Consider the following 17,780-nt stretch of genomic DNA (forward strand, 5'->3'; position numbering starts at 1 on the left):
GAAAAAATGGTGCTATATTTGCACTCCTTATTTGAGAAATCAAATTAGGGCGCTTAGCTCAGTTGGTTCAGAGCACCTCGTTTACACCGAGGGGGTCGGGGGTTCGAATCCCTCAGCGCCCACAGTAAATAAAAATCCTGTACAACTTGTATTAGGATTTTTTTGTTTTGTCTAGTCAGACAGTTCACAGATTTTCATCTGTAGAATCAATACCTTTAAATTGAGATAAATGGTTTGCGTTTTTTTATCTAAGTGATTGTGATTTTGGGCGGTCTTTTGATTACCCCTTTTTTATTTCAACAAATTGCAGGTAGTCCGAATTTTTGGCAATAATAAAATAGTTTTTGCCTTTAATATTAATTTTGGCCATGTCCTTTACGTCGCCATTGGCGTAAAAACCACTTTTTCTAGAGGTTATAGGTTCAAAATCACCCTTTCCATCTCCTAGCAATAAAATTCCATTGCTCGCATCATTTCGCGGTGTTTCAACTTCTGAACCGTAAAGATTTCCAACAGCCAAGAAATCTAAATTACCATCTTCATCAAAATCTTCGATAGCAATTTGATTGATAGACGAAAGTTGTGCCAAATTTGGAAGCTTATGGAAAACGAACTTGCCATCTTTATTCTCCATATAGATACTTTCAAATGATTTCACCTGATAATGCAAAGATTCTTCCAGTACATCTTCGGTATAGACATCACTTAAAGTGGCGTTCGAAAAAGATTCATAGTCTTTAAATTTCTCTTTGATTCCAGGCATTTGTTGCGAAGTGCATTCTCGGCCTCTTACGGGAAACTTTTCCCCTTCATTGTAATAACTCAATACAATATCATTTGTGTTATTGTTATCAAAATCATTAAAATAAATATCAAAGGTTTCCTTTTCATTGGCCTTATACTTATAGTTGAGGCCCAAATTGCCAACTATGTAGTCAGTATCTCCATCATTATCAAAATCACCATCTTTGATACTAAACCACCATCCTCTCGAATCATCTGTGCCAACTTGTTGAGATATGTCCTTGAAGTACCCTTCATCATTCTTTAATATTGTTACGGGCATCCATTCACCTGTCAAAATTAAGTCGGTCCACCCGTCATTGTCAAAGTCAGTCCAAAGCGCATCCGTTACCATTCCAATTTTTTCTAAAAAGGGAGCTATTTTTTGAGTAGCATCTACAAATTTAACTTCATCGCTTGTACTTATATTTTCTAAAATGTAGCTACTAGCAGGAGCGGGATAATTACCGGGAACCAACCGGCCTCCAACAAATAGATCTAAATCACCATCTTTATCATAATCGTAGCTATGAACCCTTGAGGCACTAGTAATCATTTCTGGTAAGGCTTTTTCCAATTTCTCAAAATTACCCTTACCGTCATTACTATAAATGCGATCCTGTAACGCTTTTGAATCAGTAGTAAATTCGTTACCTCCACTGGTAATATAAATATCGTTATCACCATCATTATCGGCATCAAAAATATGAATACCCATATCTTCAGAGCCAATGTCTAAGGCAAAAGCTTCGATTTTAGCCTTTTCAAATCCGTTTTGGGTTTGGTAGTAAGCGGTAGTCAGATTCAAAGAGGACCCTCCAATTACAAAATCATCAATATGGTCACCATTAAGATCCCCAACAGCTATATTAGGGCCAAACCTTGATGTAGCGTGTGGTAGCAGTATTTCTTTAACAAAATCATTGTAGATGTTTTCTATTTGCCTATGATTAACCACTATTGATTTGTCTTTTACCGTTTCAAAAATGTTTTCAGACTTTATTTGGATTGGTTTATTATTTTCAGCAGCGTCTGAGTACTTTACCGTCACCAAGGCATTAATTTTAATATCTGTCAAGACTTGAGTTTTACTATCAGGCCAGATCACTTTTACGGAATCAATTTGTGTAGTTTTTCCTAATCCGAAATGTATTTTTGGTGCTACGGAAGATTGGAATCCCCTGGTCATCGTCAATTCTTGATACTGTTGTAGGCCATTGGCAAATAAAGTGGTTTTTGTACCAATCCCTAATGGATTTTCGGTAGTTCCTTTAAAATCAATGGTCAAGTGATTATTAGTAATTGAACTTTTATTTTCAAATACAGATGCAACATCATCAATGTTATTGGTCACAATTTCTAAATCACCGTCGTTGTCTAAATCAACATAAAGGCTTCCATTGGAGAAACCCCTATGCTCAATGCCCCATTCTTTATTCATGCGACTAAAAGTGAGGTCTTTATTATTTTTAAAAGCATAATTGTCAATTTTCTCCGAAGGTATTGACAAGCTCTTTTGTAATGTACTGTCTTTTGGCAATCCTTTTTTTTCAATTTCTTTAAAAAAGTCTCGATTGTTGATTTCACGCCTTGTTCCGTTAGAAATGAAAATATCTTTCCAGCCATCATTATCTAAATCGGCAATCAAAGGTCCCCAGCTCCAATCTGTTGAAGAGACTCCTGCAATTCTTGATACATTACTGAAATCAGGCAATGAATCTAATAGGTTTCCATTGTTCATTTGAAGGCTATTCTGCATGTATTGATAATTAAACCCTGCATTGACGGTGCTCCAAAACAAATCGGGGTTCATACTGGCCATATTAGCTTTTGATCTTCTATTGATTTGGGCGGTCATATCAACTTGAAGAATATCGAGTAAGTTGTCATTATTAAAATCGGCAATATCTACACCCATGCCATAAAAAGAAGTATTTTTCATCGATAATAGCGAAACTTCTGAAAAGGTGCCATCTTGGTTATTTGAGAAATAGTAATCGGGTGTACTAAAATCATTAGAAACATAAAGGTCTGACCATCCATCTTGATTCAAATCTCCTACAGTTGCACTTAAAGAAAGTCCGAAGGTTTTTAGGCCTGCTTCTTTGGTAACATCTGTAAAGGTGTCTCCATCATTTCTAAATAGACGGTCTGTTTCAAGTGGCTTTGGCGATAATTTCTTAAAAGCATAATAGTAATTAGGTGCATCGAATGGTGTTGGAGGATAATTTGCCACATATAAATCTAAATCACCATCACGGTCATAATCAAAAAAAGTAGATTGAACGCTATTGCTTGGGTCAGCGATGTTATATTTTTTTGCCTGTTCAGAGAAAGTATTATCGCCATTATTGATAAACAATTGATTCTCTTTTGGTCCAAATTTTCCACCTACCGAAACATAAATATCTAGAAAACCATCATGGTTTACGTCACTCATTGTAGTGCCAGTGTACCATCTATTATCTCCAGAAACTCCTGCAGAATCTGAAATATCTTCGAACTTCAGATTTCCTTTGTTGAGGTAGAGCTTATTGGGTACCATATTACCTGTGAAATATAAATCTGTTAACCCATCATTGTTAATGTCTCCTGCAGAAACACCACCACCCATATAGATATATGAATAGGTAAAGTAATTTAGCGAGTCATTTTCTGTAAGTCTGTTTGAAAAGTCTATTCCTGTATTCTTCTTATTCAGTTTGTTGAAAATAGTGTTTTCTGAACTGATTTTTTGCTTCATTCCGTTTTTGCAATTGACGAGAAAAATGGAGGTGAAAACAACGAATAAGGTTTTGTAAAATATCAATTTCATACTACAATTTTGCAAATACTAATTTAGCTCAATGCAAAGTCATAAACAAAAAAACAGGGCACTTATGAGATGCCCTGTTCCGTTGCAGCTAAACTTAAACTAATAATAACTCAACTAAACTTAATTCTTAATAACCGGGGTTTTGTGATAAAATACCACCGCTTAAACCAATAGCATCAACCGGTATAGGTATTAAATCATACGTGGTTGTATAAGGTCCGACTTTAGGACCAAAATTGGTTATGGTTCGTGTTTCGTTAGCATAATAGTCAGGAAGAACCGTTGTTGTTACCCCCCATCTTCTTAGGTCAAATGTACGATGGCCTTCCATGCCCAATTCAACACGACGTTCAAAACGAACAGCAGCTCTTGCAAAAGAAGCATCAGGGAATGAGGCGTAGGTGCCAACCTGATAGTTAGCAGCAGGCCCGCTACCATCAACAGCCTGAACTACAGTAGTATTTGCAGCACGATCTCTAACTTCATTTACATAAGTCAATGCCGAAGCTAAATCACCTGTTTCAACGGCCGCTTCAGCAGCCATTAAAAGCACGTCTGCATAACGGATAATATTATAGTTAACACCAGAATGTTCTTGGCCCCAAGCACCAGATCCACGATTTGTGCCTACTTCACTTTCTTGATAGACATTCTTTTTTGGGAGATATGGGCCAGATAAATCGGTAAATCCAGCTCTAATCCATTCTTTACCAACGTGTTCTCCAAAGCCATTAAAATCAATGCCTCGTCTACCTACAGTATAATCCAATCTAGGGTCTACTGGTGTTGTGGTGTCTGGTGTGAACGCTTCATCACTATTGATGCCATAATCATTCAAGAAATCTGAATCATTAAAGGTGTCTAATAATGGTAGTCCATTTGCATCAACTCTAAACGCATTGGCTAAATCAATAGTTGGTTGGTAGAACCCACAGCAAGAGCCGAATGGTCCCCCACCTGGGAAGTTTAAAGTTCCGCCTATATTCCCATTAAAAGATTGCCCATCATCTGCAGCAAACTGAATAGCGAATACAGATTCTGAACTATTCTCACCAGCTGCATTAAAATTGTTAAGGTATTCAGCATTCAATGCGAATTCACCGCTATTAATTACGGCGGTTAACTCTGTTAACGCATTTGCCCAGTCAGATTGGTATAAGTGCGCCTTACCCAAATACGCTCTAGCCACCATTACTGTGGGTCTACCCGGATCTGATTGTGTGGCCGGTAGATTTTCTGCAGCAAATTGAAAATCCGCTTCTACTTGTTCCCAGGCTGGGCTATTGACAAATGAAGTAACAGCGGTTCCTTCAACATTAGGCTGATTAAATTCTTGTGCATCATAATTTTCAACAGAAATTAATGCGACGTTACCGAAAATTTTAATCAATTCAAAGTAGAAATGCCCACGTAAAAATCGTGCTTCCCCTTCTTGAGCGGTAATAGCATCAGCATCACTTGGTAATAAAGCCTCTCTATCAATACCTGCTATAACTGAAAGGGCTGCATTGGCCCTGTTCACACCGGCATATAAGGCTTGAAATTTTGCTCTGAAATAACCATTTGAAGTTTGAATGTCGTTAATCTCAATTTGAAGCAGCTCTCCTTGGTCACCATCAGTACTCCCTTTATGGGCATCATCTGACATGACATCGAGCCACCAGTTATCACCACCTCGGCCAAAACCATTTCCGGCAGCATTATTTCGCTGCCCATCCAATACCGAATAGGCACCTGTAAGTAATAAATCCACTCCTGCTGGATTTGCTAAAGTTTCATCGCTTAACGCCCCTACAGCGGGTGTTGTCGAAAAGTCATCACCACATGAAATTGCGGTAAAAACTGCTAGAATACAATAAATAAATTTCTTTTTCATTTTTTTTACATTTTTAAATTAACTCCCAAAAGAAAGATTTGAGATAGAGGGAAAGTGTTTTGATCCACACCTAAAGTTAATGCCGTATTAGCAGGTGAACCATTTACATTCGTAGGCTGTATTTCAGGATCAATGCCATCATAGCCAGTAATGGTAAACAAGTTACTTGCGTTAATATAAAAACGCAAACTTGAAAGACCTAATTTATCAGTAATTTGATCTGGCAAAGTATAACCGATTACAACATTTTTAAGTCGTACAAATGATCCATCCTCAACTAAGAAAGAGTTAGGAGCAGTCTCGTTGTTCAATAGACCAAAACTTAAAGCAGGTTGAGAACCATTGGGGTTTGTTGTTGCATTAAAAGCATCTAATACCCTTGCATTTCTGTTACCGTTAGGAAATGTTGCAAAATCCGTAAAGATTTTATCATAATTGTAAATGTCATTTCCTAAAGTTCCAGCAAAGAATGCACTGAAATCCCAGTTTTTATAATTAGCATTAAGATTTAACCCAAAAGTTGCATCTGGTATTGGATTACCAATAAAATCTCTATCATCATCGTTGATGACCCCGTCATCATTCAAATCTCTATATCTCAAACGTCCTACTCCAGCAGCATCATTTGCAAAACCTTGGTCTGGACCAGCAGCAACTTCTGCTTCACTGCGATAGATACCGTCTGCCACCCTACCGAAGAAAGAAGATATGGGTTGACCAACTTCAGTAACGGTAATATTACCACCTCTAAAGCCAGTGTTTCCTAGCAATGGAACATCATTGAACAAAGCAGTCACTTCGTTCTTAACAGTTGACAAGTTAAAATCTATCCCATACGAGAAATCAGCATTAGCTTGTTTCTGAAAAGAGATGTTTAAATCAATACCAGAGTTTTTAACATTTCCAGAGTTTACGAAAGGCGGAGCAGCATCGATTGCGGTGTCCCCGATAATATTTCCATTCGCTACAATTAAATCTTCTGTAGTGAGCTCATAATACTCTAATGAAATGGATAGGGCATCATCAAAAAGACCGAATTCAGCACCTATATTTAAAGTTTCACTGGTCTCCCAACGAATGTCAGCATTTCCTACGGCACTTAGTAAAGCCCCAGTAGTGGCATTGCCGCCTCCCCCAAAGGCATAATCAGCAAGTTGATTATTAAGATTGGATTGGTTGATACCAGGGTTGCCTACTGGTAATTCTTGGTTACCCAAAGCACCCCATGAAGCTTTTAATTTCAGTCTATTTATAATGCCATCTTGAGGAAAAAAATCTTCATTACTCATAACCCAACCTCCACTAAAGGCAGGAAAGACACCGGTTTGGTTATCACCTAGAAATCTCGAAGAGCGATCACGACGTACCGTTGCGCTTGCTAAATACTTATTCGAAAACGAATAGTTGACCGATCCAAAAATAGAAGAAAGTGTATTTTCAAAATCAAATGTATTATCAGGATCTACTATCGCCGCTCCTGACGCATTGTCTAAAAGGTAAAAATCAGGAGTTTCAAATAAGAAACCTGTTGCAGCTACTTGTAAACTTTTTCCTGTACTTGAATTTGCTTCTAAACCAACTAAGGCATTGATAGAATGATCACCAAAAGTTTTAGAATAGTTTAAGGTGTTGGTCCAGACCCAGTTGTAAGTTTGTTGGTTGCGCTCCGTTAAGGTGTTGGTTCCTCTAGGCTCTGGCGATTCAGGATCCGTAGCAAGAAAATCTCTACTATTTAAATAGCTTATATCGCCACCAATGCTAGTTTTTGCTGTAAGCCCATCGGCTATATTAAGGCTGGCATAGACATCACCGATAATCCTGGTTTGTTTCAGAAAATCGTCACCATTTCTACTTAAAATAGCAACTGGATTCTCAGAATTTGACAGTCCATTTGAATTGGCGTAACCTCCGGCAAACCTGCCTAAATCGTCAAAAACAGGTACTAAAGGACTTGATCTTAGTGCAAACTGGATAGCATTGTCCACGTTTCCTTTATTATTACTAAAAGAAACATTCAAATGTTCGCCGATGGTCAATCGATCACTTACCTTGAATTCAGAATTTAAACGTACTTGAGCTCTTTTAAACCCTACATCATTAGGTATACCTTCACGATTTAAATAGCCGATAGTTGCCGAATATTTTGAGGTTTCATTACCGTTAGAGAAGTTGGCCGTAATATTTTGTGTGGGTGCTGATCTAAATATTTCATCTAACCAGTTGGTTCCGCCAGGTTGCACAGGTGCATTGACAGCTTCACCTGTTCCTAACAGGGAAACTCCTAATAGTTGAGAAGGAACTGTTGCTGCTCCCCCTGTTGGGAAATATTGTGGGTGCGAAATATCTGCTACGGGAGTCCCAAGACGTATGGCATCATTTGTCTGACTTTCAAAAAATACATCACCCAAAGCTTGAGCACCTAGTATATCTGGCAATCTGGTGGCTCTACTAAAACCGGTAGATACATCTAGGCTTACATTTAGTTTGTTTTGGTTATAACTACCACTTTTAGTAGTGATAATGATAACACCATTTGATGCTCTTGCACCATAAATAGAGGCAGCGCCATCCTTAAGAACGTTAATCTGAGCAATATCCGCCGGATTGATGGTGTTCAAGATGTTTGGATCTATAGTCTGTGCTCCATCGATAATATACAAAGGATTGTTGTTGTTCGGTGTACCAAGACCGCGAATACGAACAATAGGAGGACTGCCTGGTGCTCCATTATTAATAATACTTACACCGGTGGCCCTACCTTCTAGAGCTTCAGCAACGTTAACAACAGGTTGCTTTGTAGCTTCAGAGACATCAACCGAAGCAACGGATCCAGTTAGGTCTCCACGGGTCTGCGTGGTATAACCAACTACTACGACTTCACTGAGTTTAGCAGCATCTTCCGCCATGGTGGCATTAATTGTTGTTTGCCCATTGATTGCAATTTCTTGTGATGCAAAACCAATATAGCTGAATACCAATGTTGCGTTGGCGTCAGCTTCAATGGTATAGTTGCCATCAAAATCTGTTTGTGTTCCATTAGTCGTTCCTTTGACTAAAACACTAGCTCCCGGCAATGGGGCCCCGTCAGAATCAGTGACCGTACCGGAAACTGTGGTTTGAAAAACCGCAATGCCTTCTTCGTTTAAGTTGTTGTTTGCCTGAACTGCCTGAGTTCCTAAAACCATAAATAATGCCAAAGCAAGCCCTTGAACTGCCTTAAACAAAGTCATGGTCTTGGTTCTCCATGCATAAAGACCAAGTTCATTTGATTGTTTCATAATCATGAGTTATTAATTAAGTTATGTTAAATAGTTCAGCCATTCTACCAGTTAGTTTGATCGAATGTCACATAAATGATAAAATTATATAAATGAGATACATTAAACTGATATTATATTATCATTCTTTTGTACTATTTTTAAGGAAGGTAAATTTAATGTTAATAGATTATATAATCACTTGACAAACAATTATTTAATACAAAAAACTTGTTTTTCTAGGTAAGCTCAGGGAGTAAGATACTGAAAAAAACATGTCTTAATTCGTAATCATGTCATATTTTAACAAATATTATTGTAGTTTCATAAATGATTTTGATGCTATGATTCTTTTGCGTGACAAAATAGTATTGATTATTTAACGAAAACGTTTTCGTATGTTAAGAAAATACCAAAGAGAGATTACGAACTTGTCGCCACAAGACAGTTTTTTAGTAATAAACCGCTTTAGAGACACTTTTGATTACCCTGTTCATTTTCACCCAGAATTGGAACTTAATTTTATCTTGAATGGTAAGGGTATGCAACGAACCGTGGGCTTTAGCATAGAAGAAATTGATGATTACGAATTAGTTTTGGTAGGTTCTAATGTTTATCATGCATGGAAAATGCACAATTGCACTCATAGTGTACATGAAGTGACCATTCAATTTCATAATGATCTTTTTGAAGATAATCTCACTAGAAGAAGTGTAATGAGACCTTTTAGAGAAATGATGAATCGTTCGATACACGGTATTCACTTTGATAAAAAGGAGACAAAAAAAATATCTCAGCGTATAATTAACGTTTCAGAACTAGAAGGGTTTGAATATTTTTTGGAAATGTTCTCTATTCTTTATGATTTGTCGATGACTAAAAATCAACGGTTGCTATCTGTTTCGAAAATTTCTAGGGATGATTTTGATAATAGTGATAGAATTCAACTCTTCTATAATTTTATTCAAGAGAATTACGCCAATAAGATTACTTTGGATCAAGTATCGAACATGTTAAACATGAGTAAGGTATCGTTTAACAGATTTATAAAAAAAAGCACGGAACGTACCTTTGTTGAGTATTTGAATGACATTCGTGTGGAGAACGCTTCAAGAATGTTAGCTGAAGAAGAGCAGGGGATTTCTGAAATAGCGTATAAATGTGGTTTTTACAATATTGCAAATTTCAATAGGATTTTCAAAAAAATTAAAGGGTGCACCCCAAGTCAATATAGAAAAGAGTTTTATAGGCTAACTAGAATACATTAACCTAAATAACTAAACTAATATAAAGAATAATGCAAATAATTGAAGATTCAGAAGAGTTTGATGTTATCATAGTGGGCTCTGGTGCTGGCGGTGGCATGGCTACCAAACAATTAGCGGATGCTGGTTTTAAAGTGGCCGTAGTTGAAGCTGGACCATATTTTGATCCTGCAGACCCTAAAACCATGACCCAGTTAAAATGGCCCTATGAATCACCCCGAAGAGGGGCCAGTACCGACCGTGCTTTTGGGGAATGGGATATGTCTTATGGTGATTGGGAAGTAGACGGCGAACCCTATACCGTTGAAGATGGTACTGAGTTTAAATGGTGGCGCTCTAGAATGCTAGGTGGTAGAACCAATCACTGGGGCAGGATTTCTTTGCGTTTTGGCCCCAAAGATTTTAAGGGTAAAACAAGAGATGGTTTAGGTGATGACTGGCCTATTGGTTATGATGATGTAAAGCCTTATTACGATAAAGTAGATAAATTAATAGGAGTTTTTGGTACCAATGAAGGTCTTGAGAACGATCCAGATGGTTTTTTTCTACCCCCGCCAAAACCGCGTTTACATGAACTTTTTTATATCAATGGAGCAAAAAAATCTGGTATTCCGGTGATACCGTCAAGAATGTCCATGTTAACCAAAAGAATAAATAATGACCGTGGTGTCTGTTTTTATTGTGGACAATGTTCGAGATCATGCTCCGTCTATGCAGATTTTTCCTCTGGGAGCTGTCTTATTTTTCCAGCCCAAAAAAGTGGTGGTCAAGTTAAAATATATGTGAATTCAATGGTCCGCGAAGTGACTACAAATGAAGAAGGCAAAGCCACTGGGGTTTCTTATATCAATAAAGAAGATAGAAAAGAATACAAACTTAAAGGTAAGGTTGTTGTTTTAGCCGCATCTGCGTGCAGTTCTGCGCGTATTCTTTTGAATTCTAAAAGTAAGCAACACCCAAATGGACTAGGAAATAGTAGTGATTTGGTCGGTAAATATTTGCATGACTCTACAGGAGCAAGTGCTGCCGGGTTTATACCTGGCCTCATGAACAGAAAAACTTCCTACAATGAAGACGGTGTAGGGGGTATGCACGTGTATTCACCTTGGTGGGGCGATAATTCAAAATTAGATTTTCCTCGGGGTTATCATATTGAGGTATGGGGCGGCATGGGCCAACCTAATTATGGATTCGGCTTTAACGCCAATGACTTTAATAAATTCTTTGGATTAGAAGTAGGTGGTTATGGTGAGAGTTTGCGTGATGATGTTAAAAAGTACTATGGTTCTGTTGTTGGTTTTGGAGGCAGGGGTGAGGGTATTGCAAGAAAAGAAAATTACTGCGAAATAGATCCAACTACACTTGACGAGTATGGTATTCCTGTTTTAAAGTTTAACTACAAATGGTCCGACCTTGAAAAGAAACAGGCCAAACATATGCAAGATACTTTTGAAGAGTTGATTTATAATATGGGAGGTCATCCTTTAGGTGAAAAACCTGGAAAAGAGAGTAACTATGGTTTACTTGCCCCTGGTCAAATTATTCATGAAGTAGGTACTACTAGAATGGGTGATGACCCTAAAACATCGGTTACCAATAAGTTCAATCAGTTACACGATGTCGATAATGTTTTTATAGTTGATGCCGGACCTTTTGTTTCTCAAGCAGATAAAAATTGTACTTGGACTATTTTGGCGCTTTCTTGGCGAGCCTCGGACTACATCATTGAACAATTAAAACAACAAAATATTTAACCATGGACAGAAGAAAAAGTATACAAACCATAATTCTTGGTGCGGGTGCTTCTGCATTAGCATTTCATGGTTGTAAAACAGATGGCGCATTATCAAAAGAGACCTCGATAAATACTGATGAAAAGTATTTTGGTCGCACACCTGCCGAACTCGAACGCCTTGAAAAACTCAATACGGAAGAGTTATTTAATGCTCATGAACTAGATACGCTCGGCGTTTTGAGCACCGTTATCTTACCTCCAAAAGAACCGCATGGTGGGCCTTTAGAGGCAAATGTGCCCGAATTTATTGAATTTATGGGAAAAGATATTCCTGAATTAAAACCAACACTTTTAGGTGGGTTGATGTGGTTAGATCATAAATCCAATACAGATTTTGGAATTGAGTTTAAGTCGGCAACTTTAGAACAGCAAAAGCAAATTTGCGATCAAATTTGCTGGCATGACCCTGAAGAACCTTTAGATAAGCAAGCCTTAGAGATACAGTTTTTTGCTTTAATGCGAAACTTAACGGTTTGCGGTTACTATACTTCAAAAGTTGGTATTGCTGATTTAGGATATAAAGGGAATATGCCCAATGTATGGGATGGCGTGCCGCAAGATATTTTAGATCAACATGGGGTGGCATATGACCCCGAATGGATTGCTAAATGCGTAGATCAGAGTAAACGTGGGGTAATTGCCGAATGGGATGATAATGGAAACTTGTTGACGTAAAGCTATATTTGAAATGAATCTCCAAGATTTTTTAAACTAGCACCATTGAACCTTAAATTAATTGCATAAATGTTAAGCAAGTAGTAACTATCAACAGTATCTATATTTTTTATAGTTATAATAATCTTGGGTAAGTTTATCCATAAAGATTTTTTCCAGTAATCTTAATAAATGAAAGATGCAGCATTTCAGAACTATTTAATGGAACAGACCATGCGATGGTATGGCCCCGAAGATTCTGTTGGGTTACTTGATATTAAACAAGCTGGATGCACGGGCATTGTAAGTGCATTACATGATATACCTAATGGTGAGGTTTGGGGCATTGACGCTATTTTAAAAAGAAAAAAAGTAATTGAAGATGTTGGCTTAGTTTGGTCGGTTGTTGAAAGTCTTCCAGTGCACGAAGACATAAAATCACAAACCAATAATTTCAAAGTTTTTATTGATAATTATAAACAGTCTTTAAAAAATTTGGCTGATTGTGGCATATTCCGTGTGGTCTATAACTTTATGCCAGTTCTAGATTGGACAAGAACAGATTTAAAGCTCAAATTTCATGATGGTTCCTTGGCGTTGCGTTTTGATTTTAAGGCTTTAATTGTTTTTGACCTTTATATTCTTAAACGCCCAAAAGCTGAAAACGACTATACTAAAAAAGAACTTAAAGAAGCAAAAATATATTTTGATTCAATGTCTGAAGAAGATAAGCTTCTTCTGCAACGAAATATAATTGCCGGACTCCCAGGAAGTGAAAATAGCTTTACTCTAAAAGAGTTTCAAAATCGATTGGATAGATATGAAAATATTGATGGTGACCATTTAAGAAGGCACCTTTTCTATTTTTTAAATGAAATATGTCCTTTGGCAGACGAAATTGGAATTAAGCTTTCCATTCACCCAGATGACCCTCCAATTAGTATTCTGGGTTTGCCAAGAGTTATAAGCACAAAAACAGATTTGAGAAAATTGTTTGAAATGGTTCTTAACACATCCAATGGGTTGTGTTTCTGTAGCGGTTCATTGGGTGCAAGATCTGATAATGACTTGCTTTCCATATTACAAACCTTTTCAGAAAGAATTAATTTTTTACACTTACGAAATGTAAAATTAGAAGGTGAAGGTAGTTTTCATGAGGCGAACCATTTAACTGGTAATGTAGACATGACAGAAATCGTTGCCGAAATTATAAAGTTATCAAGGCGAAGAAAAGTGCGTATTCCAATGCGGCCTGACCATGGACATCAAATGTTGGATGATTTAAATAAAAAGACTAATCCGGGATATTCTGCTATTGGCAGACTTAGAGGGCTTGCTGAATTAAGAGGTCTTGAATTAGGGTTAGCATCAATAACTGACTGTTAAACTCATAAACCGTGAAGAAATTGAAAAAGTTTGGGTGGTACTTAATAATAGGCTTGGTCTTAGTTTCCATTAGCTTGTTCTTTTGTAATAAAATTCAATGGTTAGGAATCGCTTTGGTACTGCTATTTATTTTATTAGCATTGGTTTTGCAGACCTCAAAAAAGCTTAAAGGTTTCTCATTTACTGTTCTCATTTTCGCTGCGGTTATAGGCGCCCTTTTCTACCCTGAAGTTTTTATTCAAATAGGTTCTTTTGAGTTAAAAAAACTAATTATACCACTTCTAATGATAATTATGTTTGGTATGGGTACATCAATGAGTTTTTTAGACTTTGTTGGTGTAGTGAAAATGCCGAAAGGAGTTTTAATAGGTCTGCTATTGCAGTTTACAGTTATGCCATTTATTGGGTTTGGGTTGGCCTATGTCTCTAATTTACCACCAGAAATTGCAGCTGGAGTGATTTTAGTTGGTTGTTCGCCTAGCGGACTTGCTTCTAACGTTATGGCCTATATTTCGGGAGCCAACTTGGCTTTGTCCTTAACATTGACAGCAGTCGCTACTTTATTAGCTCCGTTGGTAACTCCTTTTTTTATGAAATTGTTGGCGAATGAGCTGGTACCTATTGATTTTATTACCATGTTTTGGAGTATTGTTAAAATTGTCATTTTACCGATAGTTTTAGGACTTTTGCTTAATCATTTTGCAAAGACCAGAATAACTTTCCTCAATAAAATATTACCACTGGTTTCTATGGCAGGTATTGCCTCTATTATTGTAATCATTACAGCAGCTGGAAGGGATTCATTACTTTCTATAGGTTTGATTTTAATCTTAGTGGTCATAGCTCATAATTTATGTGGTTTTCTACTGGGTTATTTTGGGGGTAGACTTTGTGGTTTAGATGTTGCATCTTCTAGAACTATAGCTTTTGAGGTAGGTATGCAAAATGCTGGCTTGGCTTCTGGGATAGCCCTCGAAATGGGTAAACTTGCCACCATGGGTCTTGCTTCTGCCGTATTTGGCCCTTGGATGAACATCTCTGGTTCTTCCTTAGCATCTATTTGGAAGGAAAGAAAACCTTAAACTATTTTCGCTTAAAATTCAATAATCGAAAATCAATAACGCCACTACCGAGCATGGTAATTGCTTTTAAATTCAATTGACCTATGCCTTTATCTAAATAGATTTCACCCATTTTAATGGCCTTAAAGTCTTTTACATAAGATTCCATTCGTGGAAATCTGTCTTTTTCCGCTCCAATTAAAGGGGGATTATGAGCTTCAGTAATTTTTTTGATGATTTTTGAATCTTTAAACTTTAGCTCGAGCTCCGTTCCTAAATCTTCAGCTTTGCAGGTATAATAGAGAAATACTTCAAAAGTCCCACTTTCTAAAACATTGACATCCCAAGTAATGGAATCGTTTTTACTGGTCCAATTCACATAAAAAGAGTCATTGGGCCATCGATTACTTCTTTTAATGTTGCCATGAGCTATACCATCGCGTGCGGGTAATTGCGTGAAATTATAACCAGATGCTCCAATAGGAAAAAGTCGTTTTGTTTTGGGTCTAAAGCTTACATTAACTTCTTCCTCCCATATTTTTTTTAAAGTGATTAAAGAATCTTTTATAGCCAGATTATTTTTGGAAATATCATTTTTTTGTCCAAGATCACTTACCATATCATATAATCTGTTTTCTTGATCCAATCTATATTTTTGAGTGCGAATGCTTGTTTTGCCGTTCCAGTGGTTATAGATGGTTCTGTCTTTAATTTCTTCTTTTTTTGAAAGCAGGTTGATGCTTAAATCAACTCCATTCAAATCTAAAGTATCTGATAATGGAACTTGGGCGAGGCTTGCCAAGGTAGGCAATAAATCAACAGTTCCCATTATTTGTGCTGAGCGTAATCCGGAGGTAATTTTTTTAGGCCATTTCATGAAAAATGGAGATTTCACACCACCTTCATCCGTTGACCCTTTTTTGCCCCGTAAGCCGCCATTCCAACGCCAGCCATTTGGTCCATTGTCTGACATGTATATGACTATGGTATTTTCTTCTAACCCTAATCTTTTTAGATGTCTATTCAACCGGCCCACATTCCAATCAACATTTTCAACCATTGCAAGTGCAGCTTTTGTAAATTGCTCATCTTCATATTCTTTACCTCCATATTTAAGGTCGAGCTCTTTATCTTTAAATCTATTCCAGTATTTATCAGGTGACTGCATAGGGCTATGTGGTGTGTTTATTGGTAGATATACTAAAAATGGGCTTTCCTTATTTTGAGATATAAATTCAATACCATGATTGAACAAATCATCGACCAAAAAACCATTGCCTTTAGTGATTATACCATTGTACTCTAGCATAGGACTAAAGTAATTACCCCAATGCCCAGAACAGAATCCATAAAAATCATCAAAACCTCTTGAATTTGGATGGTATGGAGGTTGCGTTCCATTGTGCCATTTGCCATAGGCAGCAGTTTTATAGCCAGATTTTTTAAAAATCTCTGCTATGGTTGGTACTCCTAAATTCATTCTTTCACCACCTTCTGAAGTGGCGTATACACCAAGTCTCGAGAAATACTGACCGGTTAAAAGCTCGGCCCTTGTTGGTGAGCAGACAGGTTGCACAAAAAAGTTCTCCATCACAGCCCCTTGAAAGGCAATAGAATCAATATTAGGAGTGTTTAAGTTGGTATTGCCATTAAAACTCAAATCACCCCAACCTTGATCATCAGTAAGAATGACAATAATATTTGGTCTATTGAACTCATCTTTTTTGACTTTTTGTTCGCAAGAAGAAAAAAATAGTGCTGAGGCTAATAAAAGTACATTGTTAAAAAGTTTCATATCGACTGGTTTTTAATAGAAGTACTAATTGCATGAAAGTTACTTTATGCTATTTCTATAACCAAGTACTATTTTGTCATTTGCTGTTTTTAAACTAATAATGAATTAAATTTGCATCCTTATTTGATGTTATGATCGCTACAATTTGTAGAAAAGCACATTTTAACGCTGCCCATCGCTTACATAATCCAAAATGGAGCGATGAGAAAAACCTCAAGGTTTTTGGTAAATGTAACAGTCCGCATTATCATGGACACAATTTTGATTTAGAAGTTCGAATACGTGGCGAGGTAAATCCAAATACGGGTTTTGTTATGGATTTGGCCGTTTTGGGTAATTTGATAAAAGATGAAGTTGAAGAACGTTTTGATCATAAAAATTTGAATGAAGATTGCCCTGAATTTGAAAACATATTGCCTTCAACGGAGTATTTTGTGCAAATTATCTACGGTATTCTAAAGCCTAAATTAGAAAAAGGGCATCTATTGCACATTACTTTGCACGAAACACAAAAGAATTCTGCAGCGTATGGAGATTGGTAACATTTTTACGATATTGCAACACTTTTTGGAGTATTAGCTCAGTTGGTTTAGAGCGCTGCCTTGACAGGGCAGAGGTCACTGGTTCGAATCCAGTATACTCCACTTTTTTAAAAACTGACTGTACAGGTTTTTGATTTTCCAAACCATCTTACCCTGTTTTTTGATGCTAAATTGTAAATAGTATCACGAATTATTCTAGGGATAAATGCCAATAGTGCTGCTACTAACTTCCATTTAGGTATTTGAGATACTATCTTTAAAAATCCATCAGAGTGCGTATGTGCCCCCGCTTCATCAATCAAAATTACCGTGGTAAGTTCTTTTTTAGGAAAACCAAAGGTATGGAGCAGTTGTTGCCCATAAGGTGATTGAAATGCAACAAAACTAAAACTATCTTCCGGAGCAAATTTTAATAGCCAGCCGACTACACCATTACAAAGATTACATTCTCCATCAAAAATTATGATATTTTCTCTCATGGTAACTTAGTTATTGTTCTTTGTACGAAACAACACCCAAATCATTTCAAGAAAAAAAGATTTTTAGAAAAA

Annotated in this window: 11 protein-coding genes and 2 tRNA genes; 8 read left to right on the forward strand and 5 right to left on the reverse strand. The window is 37.0% G+C overall.

The features are described 5' to 3' along the window. Window positions 1-47: 47 nt before the first annotated feature. Window positions 48-122 (forward strand) — tRNA-Val (locus tag RM706_RS12530). 158 nt (window positions 123-280) lie between these two features. Here the strand turns inward: RM706_RS12530 and RM706_RS12535 are convergent. The 3 genes from RM706_RS12535 to RM706_RS12545 form a co-directional block, all read right to left on the reverse strand. Further along, window positions 281-3,598, reverse strand: a complete 3,318-nt coding sequence (locus RM706_RS12535) for a VCBS repeat-containing protein (protein WP_311352043.1) — start codon at window positions 3,596-3,598, stop codon at window positions 281-283. 127 nt (window positions 3,599-3,725) lie between these two features. Then, a complete protein-coding gene (locus tag RM706_RS12540; protein ID WP_311352045.1) occupies window positions 3,726-5,474 on the reverse strand; it encodes a RagB/SusD family nutrient uptake outer membrane protein in 1,749 nt (582 codons plus the stop codon). 5 nt (window positions 5,475-5,479) lie between these two features. Next, window positions 5,480-8,752: a SusC/RagA family TonB-linked outer membrane protein gene (locus tag RM706_RS12545; RefSeq protein ID WP_311352047.1), complete on the reverse strand. Its 3,273-nt coding sequence runs from the start codon at window positions 8,750-8,752 to the stop codon at window positions 5,480-5,482. 377 nt (window positions 8,753-9,129) lie between these two features. Between RM706_RS12545 and RM706_RS12550 the strand changes: the two genes are divergently transcribed. The 5 genes from RM706_RS12550 (at window position 9,130) to RM706_RS12570 (ending at window position 14,913) form a co-directional block, all read left to right on the forward strand. Beyond that, window positions 9,130-9,999 carry an AraC family transcriptional regulator gene (locus RM706_RS12550; RefSeq protein WP_311352049.1) on the forward strand — a complete coding sequence of 290 codons (870 nt, stop codon included), beginning with the start codon at window positions 9,130-9,132 and terminating at the stop codon, window positions 9,997-9,999. Window positions 10,000-10,028: 29 nt separating this feature from the next. Next, a complete protein-coding gene (locus RM706_RS12555) occupies window positions 10,029-11,750 on the forward strand; it encodes a GMC family oxidoreductase (protein WP_311352051.1) in 1,722 nt (573 codons plus the stop codon). 2 nt (window positions 11,751-11,752) lie between these two features. After that, entirely contained in the window at window positions 11,753-12,466 is a 714-nt protein-coding gene (locus RM706_RS12560) for a gluconate 2-dehydrogenase subunit 3 family protein (RefSeq protein WP_311352053.1), read from the forward strand. Between the two features lie 201 nt (window positions 12,467-12,667). Then, window positions 12,668-13,831, forward strand: a complete 1,164-nt coding sequence (gene uxuA / locus RM706_RS12565; protein ID WP_311352999.1) for a mannonate dehydratase — start codon at window positions 12,668-12,670, stop codon at window positions 13,829-13,831. Window positions 13,832-13,842: 11 nt separating this feature from the next. After that, window positions 13,843-14,913 carry a bile acid:sodium symporter family protein gene (locus RM706_RS12570; protein ID WP_311352056.1) on the forward strand — a complete coding sequence of 357 codons (1,071 nt, stop codon included), beginning with the start codon at window positions 13,843-13,845 and terminating at the stop codon, window positions 14,911-14,913. A 1-nt stretch (window position 14,914) separates the two neighbouring features. Here RM706_RS12570 and RM706_RS12575 read toward each other — a convergent pair whose 3' ends face one another. Further along, on the reverse strand, window positions 14,915-16,687 hold the full coding sequence (locus RM706_RS12575; protein WP_311352058.1) for an arylsulfatase: 1,773 nt from the start codon (window positions 16,685-16,687) through the stop codon (window positions 14,915-14,917). Between the two features lie 131 nt (window positions 16,688-16,818). Between RM706_RS12575 and RM706_RS12580 the strand changes: the two genes are divergently transcribed. Beyond that, window positions 16,819-17,229, forward strand: coding sequence for a 6-carboxytetrahydropterin synthase (locus tag RM706_RS12580; protein ID WP_311352060.1), 411 nt, complete (start codon window positions 16,819-16,821; stop codon window positions 17,227-17,229). Window positions 17,230-17,256: 27 nt separating this feature from the next. Continuing rightward, window positions 17,257-17,331: transfer RNA gene (locus RM706_RS12585), tRNA-Val, on the forward strand. Between the two features lie 5 nt (window positions 17,332-17,336). Here the strand turns inward: RM706_RS12585 and RM706_RS12590 are convergent. Continuing rightward, the gene (locus tag RM706_RS12590) at window positions 17,337-17,708 is read right to left on the reverse strand and encodes a thiol-disulfide oxidoreductase DCC family protein (RefSeq protein ID WP_311352062.1); all 372 of its coding nucleotides are present in this window, start codon (window positions 17,706-17,708) and stop codon (window positions 17,337-17,339) included. Between the last annotated feature and the right edge of the window lie 72 nt (window positions 17,709-17,780).

It is taken from the genome of Croceitalea rosinachiae (assembly GCF_031846445.1).
GTDB classification, from domain to species: Bacteria; Bacteroidota; Bacteroidia; order Flavobacteriales; family Flavobacteriaceae; genus Croceitalea; species Croceitalea rosinachiae.

What these genes read in the sequence shown, in the direction of transcription:
- RM706_RS12535 (WP_311352043.1), bottom strand. Translation starts at nt 3,598, where the DNA reads ATGAAATTGATATTTTACAAAACCTTATTCGTTGTTTTCACCTCCATT.
- RM706_RS12540 (WP_311352045.1), bottom strand. Translation starts at nt 5,474, where the DNA reads ATGAAAAAGAAATTTATTTATTGTATTCTAGCAGTTTTTACCGCAATT.
- RM706_RS12545 (WP_311352047.1), bottom strand. Translation starts at nt 8,752, where the DNA reads ATGAAACAATCAAATGAACTTGGTCTTTATGCATGGAGAACCAAGACC.
- RM706_RS12550 (WP_311352049.1), top strand. Translation starts at nt 9,130, where the DNA reads ATGTTAAGAAAATACCAAAGAGAGATTACGAACTTGTCGCCACAAGAC.
- RM706_RS12555 (WP_311352051.1), top strand. Translation starts at nt 10,029, where the DNA reads ATGCAAATAATTGAAGATTCAGAAGAGTTTGATGTTATCATAGTGGGC.
- RM706_RS12560 (WP_311352053.1), top strand. Translation starts at nt 11,753, where the DNA reads ATGGACAGAAGAAAAAGTATACAAACCATAATTCTTGGTGCGGGTGCT.
- uxuA (WP_311352999.1), top strand. Translation starts at nt 12,668, where the DNA reads ATGGAACAGACCATGCGATGGTATGGCCCCGAAGATTCTGTTGGGTTA.
- RM706_RS12575 (WP_311352058.1), bottom strand. Translation starts at nt 16,687, where the DNA reads ATGAAACTTTTTAACAATGTACTTTTATTAGCCTCAGCACTATTTTTT.
- RM706_RS12580 (WP_311352060.1), top strand. Translation starts at nt 16,819, where the DNA reads ATGATCGCTACAATTTGTAGAAAAGCACATTTTAACGCTGCCCATCGC.
- RM706_RS12590 (WP_311352062.1), bottom strand. Translation starts at nt 17,708, where the DNA reads ATGAGAGAAAATATCATAATTTTTGATGGAGAATGTAATCTTTGTAAT.